The organism is Pseudomonas sp. Emmai (genome assembly GCF_055179735.1).
In genome coordinates this window covers 3,290,607-3,303,290 of the sequence record NZ_CM143685.1, presented here as the reverse complement: position 1 = coordinate 3,303,290, position 12,684 = coordinate 3,290,607, and the positions used below count along the sequence as shown (strand labels likewise).

Below are 12,684 nucleotides of genomic sequence, written 5' to 3'. Positions count from 1 at the left end.
GGCGCTCGGTTTAGTGCCGGCGCTTGAGGGTGTCGGACGGCAGTTCACCGAACTGTTTGCGGTAGCTGTCGGAGAACCGTCCCAAGTGCAGGAAGCCATAATCCATCGCCACTTCGGTGATGTTGCGCACGTTGCAGGTCGGGTCGCTCAGGCAGGCGTTGATGCGCTCCAGGCGTTTCTGGCGGATGTAGTTTTTCGGCGTGGCCCCGGCGTTGCGTTCGAACAAACCATAGAGCGAACGCACACTCATCCGCGCCTGACGCGCCAGTTGTTCGCTGTCGATCTCCTGCTTGAGATTGCGCGCGATGTAATCGGCGATCACCTCGAACGTGGCCGACGGCGAACCAGGACTGACCCGACTGACGTTGGTGCTCATCAGGCTGAGCATCTTGCTGACGATGATCTGCGCATAGTGCTCCTGCACCTTGGGTATCTGCTCGGTGGCTTCGGCCTCCTGGCAAATCATCGCCAGCAGGTTGACGAAACCTTCCAGTTGATCGAGCTGATAGCGGTTCTCCAGAAACCGCACGCCCTGCCCCGGATAACGCCAGCGTTGCTCATCGCACACCGATTCCAGCAAACGGGTCGGGACTTTGAGGATGAATTTTTCGCAATCGGCGGAATAGGTCAGGTCCACCGGATCGTCCGGATTGATCAGCAACAACTCGCCGGGTTCGAAGTCGTGTTCCTGGCCATGGCCGCGCCACAGGCAGTGGCCGCGCAGCAGCACTTGCAGGTGATAAATGCTTTCCAGCGCGCCGGAGGTGACCCGCACGCTGGCGCCGTAGCTGATGCGACACAGGTCGAGGCTGGCGAACTTGCGGTGATCGAGGCTGGCCAGCGGTCGGCCGACACCGGGCATCAAGATGCAATGGTTGCCAACGTGCTGATTGACGTAGCCCGACACCGCGTAAGGGTCGGCGTGGTCGAAAATTCTGCTGCGCTGACTCAACAGTTGCGCGTGCATCATCGGGTCACTCTCATTGTTGTTATCGGTTGCGTCGGGCGATTCTAAGGCACCGGTCGCAACGCAGAAGGCCACGAGATAAACGGTCGGTTATCTCGTGGCCCGGGCCGGCTAAGTGATGCACTCAGTCTTCAAGTGCGCGAACTCGCTCATGGCGCTGTTGCTCCTCGGGCTGGGCGGACGACTGCAAGGTGAAATCGAAGTCGATTTCGGCAAACCGGCCGCTGACACCGTGGGCCGCCGCCTTATTTGGATCGTCGCTGAAGGTGATGTGGGCGATCAATTCATCGCGAGTGGCGTAGGCGAAGTCGTCGTGCAGGTATTGATCGCCATCCAGGTTGATCTGGGTGGTCAGGTGACGATGATCCGGCGCCGAGATGAAGAAGTGGATATGCGCCGGGCGCTGGCCATGGCGGCCCAGTTGATCGAGCAGGTGCTGGGTCGGACCGTCCGGCGGGCAGCCATAACCCGACGGCACGATGCTGCGAAAACGATAACGACCCTCGGCGTCAGTGACGATGCGCCGACGCAGGTTGAACTCCGATTGCGTGGTATCGAAATACGAATACGTGCCGCCGGTATTGGCGTGCCAGACATCCACCACGGCCCCGGCGAGCGGTTCGCCAGCGGTATTGCGCACCTGGCCCTGCATGAACAGCACAACGCCCGGATCGACACCGTCATCAAGTCGCGCCTCGCCTTCAGACAGCGGCGCGCCGGCCACATACAGCGGCCCTTCGATGGTCCGTGGCGTGCCACCGGCCTTGCCGGCCTGCTCGTCTTCGGCATCCATCAACAGGTCGAGGTAATGCTCCAGACCGAGCCCGGCCACCAGCAAACCCGCCTCCTGACGCGCACCCAGCACGTTCAGATAATTGACCGCTTTCCAGAACTCTTCCGGGGTTACGGACAGGTCTTCAATGATGTTCACCGAATCGCGCAGGATGCGATACACCAGCGCCTTGACCCGCGGATCACCAGCCTCGTTGAGCAGACCGCTGGCCTCTTCGAGAAACTTCTGGGCGCTGGCCGTGTGGGAAATCTTGACGTTCATGGGGGTTCCTCATCTTGTAGTTATTAGCGTAGCGAACTGAGCTGGCGGGGCTCAGCGGTCATCCTCGCGAATCGAAGAAGGATGCCGGCACATCGGGTCTATCTCGATGGCCATGTAGGGAAACAGCGGCAGTTGCATCAGCAGGTCGTGCAGTTCCTGAACGCTGTCGACATCGAACACGCTGTAGTTGGCGTAGTGCCCGGCGATTCGCCACAGGTGGCGCCATTTGCCCTGCTCTTGCAGGCGCTGGGCCAGGGCCTTTTCGTCGGCCTTGAGTCGAGTGGCGAGTTCGGGGTTCATGTCGAGTGGCAGGTTCACGGTCATTTTTACGTGGAACAGCATGATGCGCTCCTCAGGCTTGATAAATGGCGGTGGACGTCTTGTCGCGACGGAAGAACGCCAGGCGTTCTTCATCCAGGCACAAGCCCAGGCCCGGTGTATTCGGCACGTGCAGTTCAAAATCGCGATAGACCAGCGGTTCGCTGAGAATGTCTTCGGTCAGCAGCAGCGGGCCGAACAACTCGGTGTCCCAGGCCAGTTTGTTCAGGGTGATAAAGGCATGGGCCGAAGCCAGCGTGCCAATGGCGCCTTCGAGCATGGTGCCGCCGTAGAGGCCGATGCCGGCCGCTTCGGCAATCGCGGCGGTTCTCAGCACGGCGCGGGGGCCGCCGTTCTTGGCGATCTTCAGGGCGAACACCGAAGCGGCGCCCTCCCGCGCCAGGTTGAAGGCGTCTTCCACGCATTCGATGGATTCGTCGGCCATGATCGGCGCCGGGCTTATCGCATTCAGACGTGCCATGCCGGCGCGGTTGTTGCGCGAGATCGGCTGTTCGATCAGGTCGATGCCGTTGCTGCCGAGAATCCGGCAAGCGCGCAGCGCAACCGCTTCATCCCAGGCCTGATTGACATCGACCCGCACACTGGCGCGATCGCCCAGGGCTTTCTTGATCGCGATGACATGGGCCAGGTCGCGGTTGACCTCACCGGCACCGATTTTCAGTTTGAAGATCCGGTGGCGGCGCAGGTCGAGCATTTTCTGCGCTTCGGCGATGTCTTGCTCGGTGTCACCACTGGCCAACGTCCAGGCCACCGGCAGCGCATCGCGAACCCGACCGCCCAACAACTCGCTGACCGGCAGGCCGAGGCGTTTGCCCTGGGCGTCAAGCAACGCGGTTTCGATACCTGATTTGGCAAACGTATTGCCGCGAATACTGCGCTCCAGGCGCAACATCGCCGCATTCACATTGGCGCTGTCCTGGCCCAGCAGCAACGGCGCGAAGTGTTGATCGATGTTGGTCTTGATGCTGTCGGGGCTTTCATTGCCATACGCCAGGCCACCGATGGTGGTGGATTCGCCGACACCTTCGATGCCATCGGCGCAGCGCACGCGGATGATCACCAGCGTCTGGTTCTGCATGGTGTGCATGGCGAGCTTGTGCGGGCGGATGGTCGGCAGATCGACGATGATCGTCTCGATCGATTCAATGGCTGTTGCACGCATGTCGATACCCGTCAGGTTCTTTAAATTCTGGGCTGAATTCTCATACGGCTTTAAAGTGACGGCCAATATAGAATTGGTCTGGCTTGATACCTTAAAGGTATTCAACCCATGCGCATCTGGAGGCTCCATGGAACTGCGTCACCTGCGTTACTTTCAGGTCGTGGCTCGCACGCTCAACTTCACCCGCGCTGCCGAGCAGTTGCACATCGCCCAGCCGCCCCTGAGCCGGCAGATCCAGCAACTGGAAGACGAACTTGGCGTGCAACTGCTGGAACGCGGTCGGCCGCTGAAGCTCACCGACGCCGGACGGTTTTTCCATGAGCATTCGAGCGCGTTACTGGAGCAACTGGGCAAGGTCTGCGACAACACACGGCGGATCGGCCTCGGCGAAAAGACCTGGCTGGGCATCGGGTTTGCGCCGTCGACGCTCTATGGCGTGTTGCCGGAACTGATTCGTCGCTTGCGCAACCACGAGCGTCTGGAACTGGAACTGGGGCTGTCGGAGATGACCACCCTGCAACAGGTGCAGGCGCTCAAGGCCGGGCGCATTGACGTGGGCTTCGGCCGTATTCGCATCGACGACCCGGCGATCATCCAGACCGTGTTGACCGAAGATCGCCTGGTCGCCGCCCTGCCCGCCGGCCACCCGCTGCTGGCCGGTCCGATCAGCCTGCGCGATCTGGCGAAGGAACCGTTCGTGCTCTACCCCGGCAACCCGCGGCCGAGCTACGCCGACCACGTGATCGCACTGTTCGAGTCCTATGGCGTGAGCATCCATGTGGCGCAATGGACCAACGAGTTGCAAACGGCAATTGGACTGGTCGGTGCTGGCATCGGCGTCACCCTGGTACCGGCCTCGGTGCAGTTGCTGCACCGCGACGACATCGGCTTCACCCCACTGCTGGAAGACAACGCCACTTCGCCGATCATCTTGAGCCGACGGGTGGGCGATGTGTCACCGGGGTTGAATCATTGTTTGCAGATGATTGATGAATTGTTGCCGAGAGATTAGTGCCGCAACACAACTGTAGGGGTTGTGTACGTCTGCAAATGTCGTGTTGTACGCGTTTACAGGTTTCAGCCAGCAAACGCCCGCCGCCCCGCGAGCATTTCGGTGCGAAGTTCGCCAATCAAGTTGGAAATATCGCGAATCGAGGTCAGGCGCGATGGCGAGACATAGGGCAACAACAGGTCGATCCGACCGGTCGCGGGGTCGAAGACCTTGATCCGCAATGAGCCGTCGGGGTTCACCGTGCAGTTGCACGAGAGCGGATCAAAACCTGACTCGACAATGCGGCAAATATCAAGAATCGAAACCATGACGGGGGCCTCCATGGCGATTGATCGGATTCAACCCGATCAGCATAGATCTGCTTTCACCAATCTGCGCCCGCAAACCCCCACAATTAATGCGATCAGCTTCGCATTCTGGCGAGCATTCAGTGGGAATCTCCGTCCCAGAGCCAATTCCAGATCCCCGGCAATTGCACCGGTTCCGCGCTTTCGCTGACGGTGCGGGCCATGGCCGCGCGCTGCAATTGCCCTTGATCGTCGTAAAACGGCTTCGGCGCGGTGTTCACCCCGGTGGCCTGGGCGCTGTCGAGCAGGATTTGCAGGTATTCGCGGGCGTGCCGGGCGGAGTAGCGATTGAGGTCGTGGAAGGTCACCACCACCGGAATCACCCCATCGACCGTAGGCAATTCACCGTTGGCGATGCGCTCGCGCACTTCCGACAACTGGCGCAGCATGTTCGCGCGGCGTCGGGGGCTGGCGTTGAAGCCCCAGATCTTGCCGTCATTGGCGCTCAGGTCGGTCAGCAGCACGTGCATGCCGTGGCGCTGATAGGCGGCGAAGGTGCGTTTGTCGTAATTCCAGAACGGCGGACGCACCAGGGTCGGCGGCGCGCCGGTGATCGCGGCGATGTCGGCACTGCCTTTGCTCAGGGACTGCTCCAACTCTTCAGGGTCCAGCGAACGATGATTGGTGTGCGAGTGGGTGGCGGTGTGAAAGCCCAGGATCTGCCCTTCGGCGTGCTCGCGCTGCATGACCCCGCGCCCGATGTCGCTGTGGCCGGCCCGTGGCGCGCCGGTCTGGACGAAGAACACCGCTTTGATATTCGGCTGTATGTCGTTGTGCGCGAGGCTGTCGAGCACGGTGTCGGTCGGGTTCCAGAAGCTCGACGCGCTGGGGCCGTCATCGAAGGTCAGCAGGAAACGGATCGGTGCCTGGGTTTGCAGGCGTTGTTGCGTCTGCGGCGTCATCTCGATAGGCGCCGCAATGCAGCCCGCCAACCCGATAACCAGGGCCAGCGTCGAGAGAACCTTGAACAGTTGCGTCATGTTTTGCCTTGGGCCAGACCGTTGCGGTCATCACGTTAATGGCAAAAACCCCTCGCCAGGTGATCCTCCAATGGGCCCGCAGGTGGCCGCGGGCTCAGGTTGGATAAGGTTACACACTGTTTGGTTCACGCGCTTACGGATTAGTGCGTCAGTGCCTGCTGAAAGGAGTGATCGATGATCGGCGCCGTGGCCAAGGCTGTCGGCAATGCTTGACCTTGAACAGGAAGTCCGCGGTGCTCTGCACATCCGCGGCAGCTTGCTGATCCCCCGGGCCGACCGTCATGTGCGCCTGGCGCAACCAATGGCGCGTGCCCGGTACAGCGCAGTGTTTGCCCAGCAACAGTGGCGCAACAGAGTGTTTCGCCGGGTACATCGATTGATCCCTCCAAGCCCCGCAAAGCCCCGGAAACCGGTGAAATCCGCCACATGGCACAGAGCCTGCAATATTCCTTTTATGCAGGAAGCATTCATAAAAACCATTAATCAGGACATAAGAATCCCGTTGCCTTGCCGGAGTTTCATCCATGAGTTCTCTCTTCCGTTTCCCCAACGCCAGGCACTTGATCAGCGCCGTCGCCATCGCCCTGAGTTTGCAACCCCTGGCCCAGGCCGCCGAAACCACCCCGGCCGAAGTTCATCTGGATTACGCCTATTACTCACCGGTCAGCCTGGTGCTCAAGCACTTCGGCTTCGTGGAAAAAGCCCTGCCCCAGACCAAGGTCGGCTGGGTGCTGAGTCAGGGCAGTAACCGCTCGCTGGAATACCTCAACAGCGGCGGCGTCGATTTCGCCTCCTCCGCCAGCCTCGCGGCGGTGTTGAGTCGCGCCAACGGCAGCCCGATCAAGTCGGTGTACGTTTACAGCCGCGCCGAATGGACCGCGCTGGTGGTGCGCAAGGATTCGCCCTACAAGACCGTGGCCGACCTCAAAGGCAAGAAAATCGCCGCCACCAAAGGCACTGACCCGTACCTGTTCACCCTGCGCAGTCTGCAACAGGCCGGGCTGAGCAAGGACGATGTGGAGCTGGTGCATTTGCAGCACCCGGACGGTCGCACCGCGTTGGAAAAAGGTGATATCGACGCTTGGGCCGGGCTCGATCCGCACATGGCGGCGAGCCAGGTGCAGGCCGGTTCTCGGTTGCTCTATCGCAACACCAACTTCAACAGTTACGGGGTGGTCAGCGTCACCGACCGCTACGCCAAGGAACACCCGAAAACCATCGAAAGCGTGCTCAACGCCTATGAACAGGCACGGGAATGGGCGGTTAAAAACCCGGAAGAACTGGCGAAGTTGCTTGCCACTGAATCGGGCTTGCCGCTGGAAGTGGCGAAGCTGCAATTGTCGCGTACTGATTTGAGCAGTCCGCAATTGACGGCCAAGGATGTGATTGCGTCCAAGGCTGCGGCGCCGATTCTGGTGTCGGAAGAGTTGGTGCGCAAAGGGGTTAACGTCGATCAAGTCATTGATCAACTGATCGACACAAAGGAAACCGTGGCCCGTCAATAAAGAACGCTGCCCCCTGTAGGAGCGAGGCTTGCCCGCGAAGCTTTTGGCGATTTCAAAGGCCCCTTCGCGGGCAAGCCTCGCTCCTACAAGGGGCTGTGATCTGTCTGGAGAACCCCATGACCAGCAAAAGCAAAGACCTCCCCGCGCACTTGGCGCTACCTGAACCACGACGCCTGAACAACGCCTGGAAACTGCGCCTCAAAGGCCTGGCCCTGCCGATTGCGATCATCCTCATCCTGGAACTGGTCGTGCGCATCGGCTGGCTCCCCTCCTACCAAATGCCCGCCCCCAGCGAAGTCGCCCTGACCCTGCGCGACTTAGCCGAAGGCGCGCTGTGGAAGCACATTAGCGCCAGTCTGTTGCGGGTGCTGCTGGGGTTCGCCATCGGTGCCAGCCTGGCCCTGGTGTTTGCCGCGTGGGTCGGTTTGAGCCGCGAAGCCGAAGCTTATCTGGAGCCGACCTTCGCCGGCCTGCGTTCAATTCCGAGCCTGGCCTGGGTGCCGTTGTTGCTGCTATGGCTGGGCATCGACGAGACCTCGAAGATTGTCCTGATCGCCATCGGCGCCTTCTTCCCGGTGTACCTCAACGGCGTCGCCGCGATCCGCGACATCGACCGCAAACTGGTGGAAGTCGGGCAAATGTACGGCTTCAGCCGGGCGCGGCTGGTACGGCGGATTTTGCTGCCCGCCGCCCTGCCCGGCCTGTTCACCGGGTTGCGCAGCGGCATGAGCCTGGCCTGGATGTTCCTGGTGGCCGCCGAACTGATCGCCGCGACCAAAGGCCTCGGTTATTTGCTCAGCGACGGCCGCGAAACCTCGCGCCCGGACATCGTGCTCGCCGCGATCATCGTGTTGGCGGTGCTGGGCAAACTCAGCGACGGCATCCTCGCCAGCCTGGAGACACGTTTCCTGGCCTGGCGCGACACCTTCAACGGCCAAAGCGCGGAGGATTGAGGCATGACCGAACACCTGCTGGACATCCGCGTGGAGCGTAAAACCTTCGCCAGCACCACCGTGCTCAACAACATCCACCTGCAATTGAAAGCCCGGGAAACCGTGAGCCTGCTCGGCCCCAGCGGTTGCGGCAAAAGCACCTTGCTGCGGATCGTCGCAGGGCTGGAAAAGGACTTTCAGGGCGACCTGCAAAACAACACCGGTGAAGTGGCGTTCGTGTTTCAGGAACCGCGCCTGATGCCGAGGCTGACGGTGGAGCAGAACATCGGTTTCAGCGCCGACAGCCATTACGACAAGGCCTGGGTCGCGCAACTGATCGAAGAAGTCGGCCTCGGCGGTTTCGCCCAGGCGCTGCCCAAGGCCTTGTCTGGCGGCATGGCGCAACGGGTGGCCATCGCGCGCGGGCTGTATTCGCGCCCGCACGTGTTGTTGCTGGACGAACCGTTCAGCGCGGTGGACGCCTTCACCCGGATGAAACTCCAGGACCTGCTGTTGCAACTGGCCGAGCGCCACGCCATCGCCCTGCTGCTGGTGACCCACGATGTCGACGAAGCGTTGTACCTGAGCGACCGGGTGCTGGTGATGGACAATCGGCCCAGCAGCATTCGTCAGGAACTGGCCGTGGACCTGGCCCATCCCCGCGATCGGCGCGATCCGCTGCTGGCGCAGCTCAAAGCCTTGTCGCTGACCGAGTTGCAGCGCGCCCATGTCATCTAAGCTGAAATCTCCACTGGGAGGTTCAGTCGATGTGCGGACGTCTGTCGCAGTACCGGGGCATTCACGATTTCGTGGCGGTGTTGAGCATCCCCGATGCGTTGATCAACCACGTCGGCGATGAACCGCTGGCCCGTTATAACGCCGCGCCGACCACCCAACTGGCGCTGTTTCACCTGCAAAACGACGGGTTGCATGCCGACAACGTGCGCTGGGGTTGGCGGCCGCACTGGGCGAAGGATCGCGCGGCGCCGATTAACGCCCGGGTCGAGAAAGTCGCCCACGGCCCGTTCTTCCGGGCGATCTGGCCGCACCGCGCCATTTGCCCGATCGACAACTGGTTTGAATGGGTCGATGCCGGGGATTCGACGCGCCAGCCGTGGCTGATTCGCCACCGCGACCACACGCCGATTTACTGCGCGGCGATCGGCCAGTTCCCGGCCGCCGGTGCCGAGCCTCGGGGCGACGACGGTTTTGTGATCATTACCGCCGACGCTGAGGGCGGCCTGCTTGACGTCCACGACCGGCGACCGGTGGTGTTGTCAGCGGAGCTGGCGCGGGAATGGCTCGACCCGGCGACGCCCAGGGAGCGCGCCGAGCAGATAGTGTTGTGGCAAGGTGAAACCAGCGACCGTTTCCAATGGCACAGGGTCGGCAAAGCGGTGGGTAATGTTCGAAACCAGGGCGCCACGTTGATTGACGAGGTGCCTTGAGGGTTATCCAGCGTCTTTTAATTCCCTTACTAAAAAGTTGCCTATATAACCCAGACGCTCAAACGTTACATTCAGTGTTTCAAGCGCGAGACACTTATATATTCGCGGCCAATTGACGCACAACCGCCGGTCTGACATTTCAACCGTCATACATACATTTAACAGGACTACAGATAGCATGCGCGCCGCATTTCCATAAGCATGCCCGGTTGACCGAAGAGTCAACAACCTCAGGAAATCCCTACAACTTTTACACACTTTGCAGAGAAATAAGTTGCGCGACGATTTTGCAATCAAACAAGTCGATGGGCTGGACTGTGTCTATCTGTCAATGACAGAACACTTGCAACTCAACTGCTTTATCGGCAATTACATAAAGACTCGAAACCTGCACGCGGTCGTCAATATCGAACGCATTCTGCGCGCCACGCTGCAAAGCTATCCGGGCAAGCCGCCGGTGATGGTCAATGAAGTCAACGCCTGGATCGACAAGACCCTCGGTTATCGCGCCGCCCACCCCGACTTCCCTCATTTGGAAGACGCCTGAAGCCTCGCTGGCGGGTCATACGGCAGAAAAACTGAACGAACCCGCCCTGCAAACACTCTGAACAATGAGGCCGACCTGGCCTCTTGTTTTTCAGGCGCCCCTATTTCTGCATGACGCTGGCACCGCAGATCTCTCTGAATTCCCGCTCAACGACTAAGCCGATGGCCTGGCTGGCTCCAAAAAGGAATACATGAGCGAACTTGTCCCTTATGCCGTGCATTACCTGCTTGACGGTGTGCGACAACATTTTTTCAAATTGGCGGTGGGGTTTTCCGATGTGGAAGCCATCCATTCGGCTTCTGCTCATGCTTATCCCGAATCAGAACGCAAGATTGCCTCCCACGCGAGCCTCGAAACGGCGCGCGATAAAGCTCAGCAATTGGGTATTACGCAGATTCGCTGGAATGAGGCGATTTAAAGCATCGGTGCAAAAAAGATCGCAGCCTTCGTCGGCCCCCACCATTGCGTAGGAGTTGCCGAAGGCTGCGATCTTTTGAGTTTTCTTAAGGTTTCAGCGGCCTCTCCACATCCCGATCAGACAATTCCTTGCCGTCATCCGGATGCTTCCAGTCCGGCGTTGAACGCCGTTGCCGCTTGATCTCTTCTTCGCTCGGTTCGTCCGCGTCTTCATCCATGTCCGGCTGCTTGGGTTCGGTTGTCATGTCCACCTCTCTTCCTGAAGGGAAATCAACTTCAAGCGTAGAACACTTCCGCCCGCCCGGCTCACAGCCACCAGCGCAGCAAAAAGAAGAAGCCCATGCTCAACAGCATGCTGAGCAACGTATTGCGCGTGTAAATCACCAGCCCCACCGCCACCAGCGAGCTGAGCAGGTACGGGTTGTCCCATTGCAGGTTCAATTGTTTGTCGGGCATGAACACAATCGGCCCGCAGATCGCCGTGAGCATGCCCGGCACCGCGAACCCGAGAAATTGCCGCGCATTGCTGCTCAACCGCACCGGCAAGCGCGGTTCGAGGAACACATAGCGGTTCAAAAACACCAACACGCCCATGCCGATAATCACTGCCCAAACGATCATGTGCGCTCCCGATACAGCTTGTTGCAGATAAACCCGGCGGTCATGCCCGCCAGCCCCGACAGCACCAGGGCCGAGCCCCATTGCCAATAGCTGAACAGCACCGAACAGAACAGCGACACCGCCACGCACACCACCGTCGGCACATTGCGCACCACCGGGGTGATCAGGGCGATGAAAGTCGCGGCGATGGAGAAGTCCAGGCCCAGATGCTCCAACCCCGGAATGCTGCTGCCCAGGACGATGCCGGCCAGGGTGAACAGGTTCCAGGCGATGTAGAACGTCAACCCCACGCCCAGGGCGTACCAGCGATTGAACTGTTGCTTGTCGTGCTGGCTGGTCAGGGCGAACAGCTCATCGGTGAGCAGAAAGCCCAAGCCCACCCGCCAGCGACCCGGCAACGGTGAAATCACCGAACGCATGCTCATCCCGTACAGCAAGTGCTGGGAGGTCAGCAGCAACGTGGTCAGCAGAATCGAAAAGACCCCGGCCCCGCCCTTGAGCATGCCGATGGCCACCAGTTGCGCGGCACCAGCAAACACGATGCTCGACAAGCCCTGGCCTTGCAGCGGCGTGAGGTTGGCCTCGATGGCCATGGAGCCGGCCAACAGCCCCCACGGCGCGGTGGCCAGGGACAACGGCATGATCGCCGCCGCGCCACGCAAAAAGGCGCTGCGCGGCATGAGTGAGTTCGACATAACGCTCTACAACCTGGGGAAAGACCGCCGACTGTGCCAGCAGACGCGGCCGAAGGCTTGAACAATCTTGCGCACTTGTGGCGCCCACTCTGAATTGATGGAGCGCAGGCCACCGCCCCGAGTAACATGGCGCCATTCACTTGAAGAGTCAGGGAGTCGACATGCTTTACCGAATCGCCGCCGACGGGCTGGTGCTGTTTCACTTGTTGTTCATTCTGTTCGTGCTGTTCGGCGGGCTGTTGGTGCTCAAATGGCGCCCGCTGATCTGGTGGCACGTACCCGCCGCTACGTGGGGCGTGATCGTGGAAGTCTTTCACCTGACCTGCCCGCTGACCTATTGGGAAAACCTGATGCGCGAGGCGGCTGGGCAAACGGTTTATGGTGGCGGTTTCATCGAACATTACGTGTTGCCGGTCATCTATCCGGCCGGGTTGACCCCGACGATTCAACTCGCGCTGGGCAGCGTGGTTCTGGCGATTAACGTGGTGGTGTACGTGCGGTTGATACGCTTGTGGAGATTGCGTCGAACGGCCTGACCGCCCCTTGTAGGAGCAAGGCTTGCCCGCGATAGCGCCGGCACGGTCAACATGGCCCCCCAGGCAGACCGCAGTGGCCGCATCGCGAGCAAGCTTTGCTCCTACGGTTCTGCCGTCACTGC

General features: G+C 60.5%; 17 protein-coding genes and 1 pseudogene. 8 read left to right on the top strand and 10 right to left on the bottom strand.

What is annotated here, in order from left to right; genetic code table 11:
- Window positions 1-10: 10 nt before the first annotated feature.
- The 4 genes from ACY4LX_RS15290 to ACY4LX_RS15275 all read right to left on the bottom strand — a co-directional run bounded on the left by ACY4LX_RS15290 (window position 11) and on the right by ACY4LX_RS15275 (window position 3,522).
- The gene (locus ACY4LX_RS15290) at window positions 11-970 is read right to left on the bottom strand and encodes an AraC family transcriptional regulator (RefSeq protein WP_463260427.1); all 960 of its coding nucleotides are present in this window, start codon (window positions 968-970) and stop codon (window positions 11-13) included.
- 121 nt (window positions 971-1,091) lie between these two features.
- Window positions 1,092-2,021: a catechol 1,2-dioxygenase gene (catA, locus tag ACY4LX_RS15285; protein WP_463260426.1), complete on the bottom strand. Its 930-nt coding sequence runs from the start codon at window positions 2,019-2,021 to the stop codon at window positions 1,092-1,094.
- A gap of 51 nt (window positions 2,022-2,072) precedes the next feature.
- On the bottom strand, window positions 2,073-2,363 hold the full coding sequence (gene catC / locus ACY4LX_RS15280) for a muconolactone Delta-isomerase (RefSeq protein WP_463260425.1): 291 nt from the start codon (window positions 2,361-2,363) through the stop codon (window positions 2,073-2,075).
- Window positions 2,364-2,373: 10 nt separating this feature from the next.
- A complete protein-coding gene (locus tag ACY4LX_RS15275) occupies window positions 2,374-3,522 on the bottom strand; it encodes a muconate cycloisomerase family protein (RefSeq protein WP_149658338.1) in 1,149 nt (382 codons plus the stop codon).
- Between the two features lie 127 nt (window positions 3,523-3,649).
- On the opposite strand from ACY4LX_RS15275, the gene ACY4LX_RS15270 reads away from it, so the two are divergent.
- Window positions 3,650-4,534, top strand: coding sequence for a LysR family transcriptional regulator (locus ACY4LX_RS15270; protein ID WP_149658339.1), 885 nt, complete (start codon window positions 3,650-3,652; stop codon window positions 4,532-4,534).
- A 65-nt stretch (window positions 4,535-4,599) separates the two neighbouring features.
- Here the strand turns inward: ACY4LX_RS15270 and ACY4LX_RS15265 are convergent, their stop codons facing one another.
- The 3 genes and pseudogenes from ACY4LX_RS15265 to ACY4LX_RS15255 all read right to left on the bottom strand — a co-directional run.
- Entirely contained in the window at window positions 4,600-4,842 is a 243-nt protein-coding gene (locus ACY4LX_RS15265) for a DUF1652 domain-containing protein (protein WP_149658340.1), read from the bottom strand.
- A 119-nt stretch (window positions 4,843-4,961) separates the two neighbouring features.
- On the bottom strand, window positions 4,962-5,861 hold the full coding sequence (locus ACY4LX_RS15260; protein ID WP_463260424.1) for a polysaccharide deacetylase family protein: 900 nt from the start codon (window positions 5,859-5,861) through the stop codon (window positions 4,962-4,964).
- A 140-nt stretch (window positions 5,862-6,001) separates the two neighbouring features.
- A pseudogene (locus ACY4LX_RS15255) lies at window positions 6,002-6,171 on the bottom strand (ABC transporter substrate-binding protein); the annotation flags it as partial.
- Between the two features lie 214 nt (window positions 6,172-6,385).
- Between ACY4LX_RS15255 and ACY4LX_RS15250 the strand changes: the two are divergent.
- The 6 genes from ACY4LX_RS15250 (at window position 6,386) to ACY4LX_RS15225 (ending at window position 10,711) form a co-directional block, all read left to right on the top strand.
- Entirely contained in the window at window positions 6,386-7,366 is a 981-nt protein-coding gene (locus ACY4LX_RS15250) for an aliphatic sulfonate ABC transporter substrate-binding protein (RefSeq protein WP_463260423.1), read from the top strand.
- Window positions 7,367-7,482: 116 nt separating this feature from the next.
- Window positions 7,483-8,319, top strand: coding sequence for an ABC transporter permease (locus tag ACY4LX_RS15245; protein WP_463260422.1), 837 nt, complete (start codon window positions 7,483-7,485; stop codon window positions 8,317-8,319).
- A gap of 3 nt (window positions 8,320-8,322) precedes the next feature.
- Window positions 8,323-9,036: an ABC transporter ATP-binding protein gene (locus tag ACY4LX_RS15240; protein WP_463260421.1), complete on the top strand. Its 714-nt coding sequence runs from the start codon at window positions 8,323-8,325 to the stop codon at window positions 9,034-9,036.
- Between the two features lie 29 nt (window positions 9,037-9,065).
- Complete coding sequence (locus ACY4LX_RS15235) at window positions 9,066-9,746, top strand: SOS response-associated peptidase family protein (RefSeq protein WP_463260420.1); 681 nt, start codon at window positions 9,066-9,068, stop codon at window positions 9,744-9,746.
- A 274-nt stretch (window positions 9,747-10,020) separates the two neighbouring features.
- A complete protein-coding gene (locus ACY4LX_RS15230; protein ID WP_149658346.1) occupies window positions 10,021-10,293 on the top strand; it encodes a hypothetical protein in 273 nt (90 codons plus the stop codon).
- Between the two features lie 190 nt (window positions 10,294-10,483).
- Window positions 10,484-10,711 (top strand): DUF6555 family protein, encoded by a 228-nt coding sequence (locus tag ACY4LX_RS15225; protein ID WP_149658347.1) that lies wholly within the window; start codon window positions 10,484-10,486, stop codon window positions 10,709-10,711.
- 85 nt (window positions 10,712-10,796) lie between these two features.
- Here the strand turns inward: ACY4LX_RS15225 and ACY4LX_RS15220 are convergent, their stop codons facing one another.
- The 3 genes from ACY4LX_RS15220 to ACY4LX_RS15210 form a co-directional block, all read right to left on the bottom strand.
- Complete coding sequence (locus ACY4LX_RS15220) at window positions 10,797-10,955, bottom strand: hypothetical protein (protein ID WP_178129064.1); 159 nt, start codon at window positions 10,953-10,955, stop codon at window positions 10,797-10,799.
- 61 nt (window positions 10,956-11,016) lie between these two features.
- Window positions 11,017-11,328 (bottom strand): AzlD domain-containing protein, encoded by a 312-nt coding sequence (locus ACY4LX_RS15215; protein ID WP_463260601.1) that lies wholly within the window; start codon window positions 11,326-11,328, stop codon window positions 11,017-11,019.
- On the bottom strand, window positions 11,328-12,026 hold the full coding sequence (locus tag ACY4LX_RS15210) for an AzlC family ABC transporter permease (protein WP_133836102.1): 699 nt from the start codon (window positions 12,024-12,026) through the stop codon (window positions 11,328-11,330). The genes ACY4LX_RS15215 and ACY4LX_RS15210 overlap by 1 nt, the downstream gene beginning before the upstream one ends.
- A gap of 161 nt (window positions 12,027-12,187) precedes the next feature.
- Between ACY4LX_RS15210 and ACY4LX_RS15205 the strand changes: the two genes are divergently transcribed.
- Entirely contained in the window at window positions 12,188-12,562 is a 375-nt protein-coding gene (locus tag ACY4LX_RS15205; RefSeq protein ID WP_149658350.1) for a DUF2784 domain-containing protein, read from the top strand.
- Window positions 12,563-12,684: the final 122 nt, after the last annotated feature.

Bases quoted from the DNA above. Each gene is read 5' to 3' on its own strand.
- catC (WP_463260425.1), bottom strand. From the start codon at position 2,363: ATGCTGTTCCACGTAAAAATGACCGTGAACCTGCCACTCGACATGAAC.
- catA (WP_463260426.1), bottom strand. From the start codon at position 2,021: ATGAACGTCAAGATTTCCCACACGGCCAGCGCCCAGAAGTTTCTCGAA.
- ACY4LX_RS15265 (WP_149658340.1), bottom strand. From the start codon at position 4,842: ATGGTTTCGATTCTTGATATTTGCCGCATTGTCGAGTCAGGTTTTGAT.
- ACY4LX_RS15245 (WP_463260422.1), top strand. From the start codon at position 7,483: ATGACCAGCAAAAGCAAAGACCTCCCCGCGCACTTGGCGCTACCTGAA.
- ACY4LX_RS15250 (WP_463260423.1), top strand. From the start codon at position 6,386: ATGAGTTCTCTCTTCCGTTTCCCCAACGCCAGGCACTTGATCAGCGCC.
- ACY4LX_RS15275 (WP_149658338.1), bottom strand. From the start codon at position 3,522: ATGCGTGCAACAGCCATTGAATCGATCGAGACGATCATCGTCGATCTG.
- ACY4LX_RS15260 (WP_463260424.1), bottom strand. From the start codon at position 5,861: ATGACGCAACTGTTCAAGGTTCTCTCGACGCTGGCCCTGGTTATCGGG.
- ACY4LX_RS15220 (WP_178129064.1), bottom strand. From the start codon at position 10,955: ATGACAACCGAACCCAAGCAGCCGGACATGGATGAAGACGCGGACGAA.
- ACY4LX_RS15270 (WP_149658339.1), top strand. From the start codon at position 3,650: ATGGAACTGCGTCACCTGCGTTACTTTCAGGTCGTGGCTCGCACGCTC.
- ACY4LX_RS15210 (WP_133836102.1), bottom strand. From the start codon at position 12,026: ATGTCGAACTCACTCATGCCGCGCAGCGCCTTTTTGCGTGGCGCGGCG.
- ACY4LX_RS15290 (WP_463260427.1), bottom strand. From the start codon at position 970: ATGATGCACGCGCAACTGTTGAGTCAGCGCAGCAGAATTTTCGACCAC.
- ACY4LX_RS15235 (WP_463260420.1), top strand. From the start codon at position 9,066: ATGTGCGGACGTCTGTCGCAGTACCGGGGCATTCACGATTTCGTGGCG.
- ACY4LX_RS15225 (WP_149658347.1), top strand. From the start codon at position 10,484: ATGAGCGAACTTGTCCCTTATGCCGTGCATTACCTGCTTGACGGTGTG.
- ACY4LX_RS15205 (WP_149658350.1), top strand. From the start codon at position 12,188: ATGCTTTACCGAATCGCCGCCGACGGGCTGGTGCTGTTTCACTTGTTG.
- ACY4LX_RS15240 (WP_463260421.1), top strand. From the start codon at position 8,323: ATGACCGAACACCTGCTGGACATCCGCGTGGAGCGTAAAACCTTCGCC.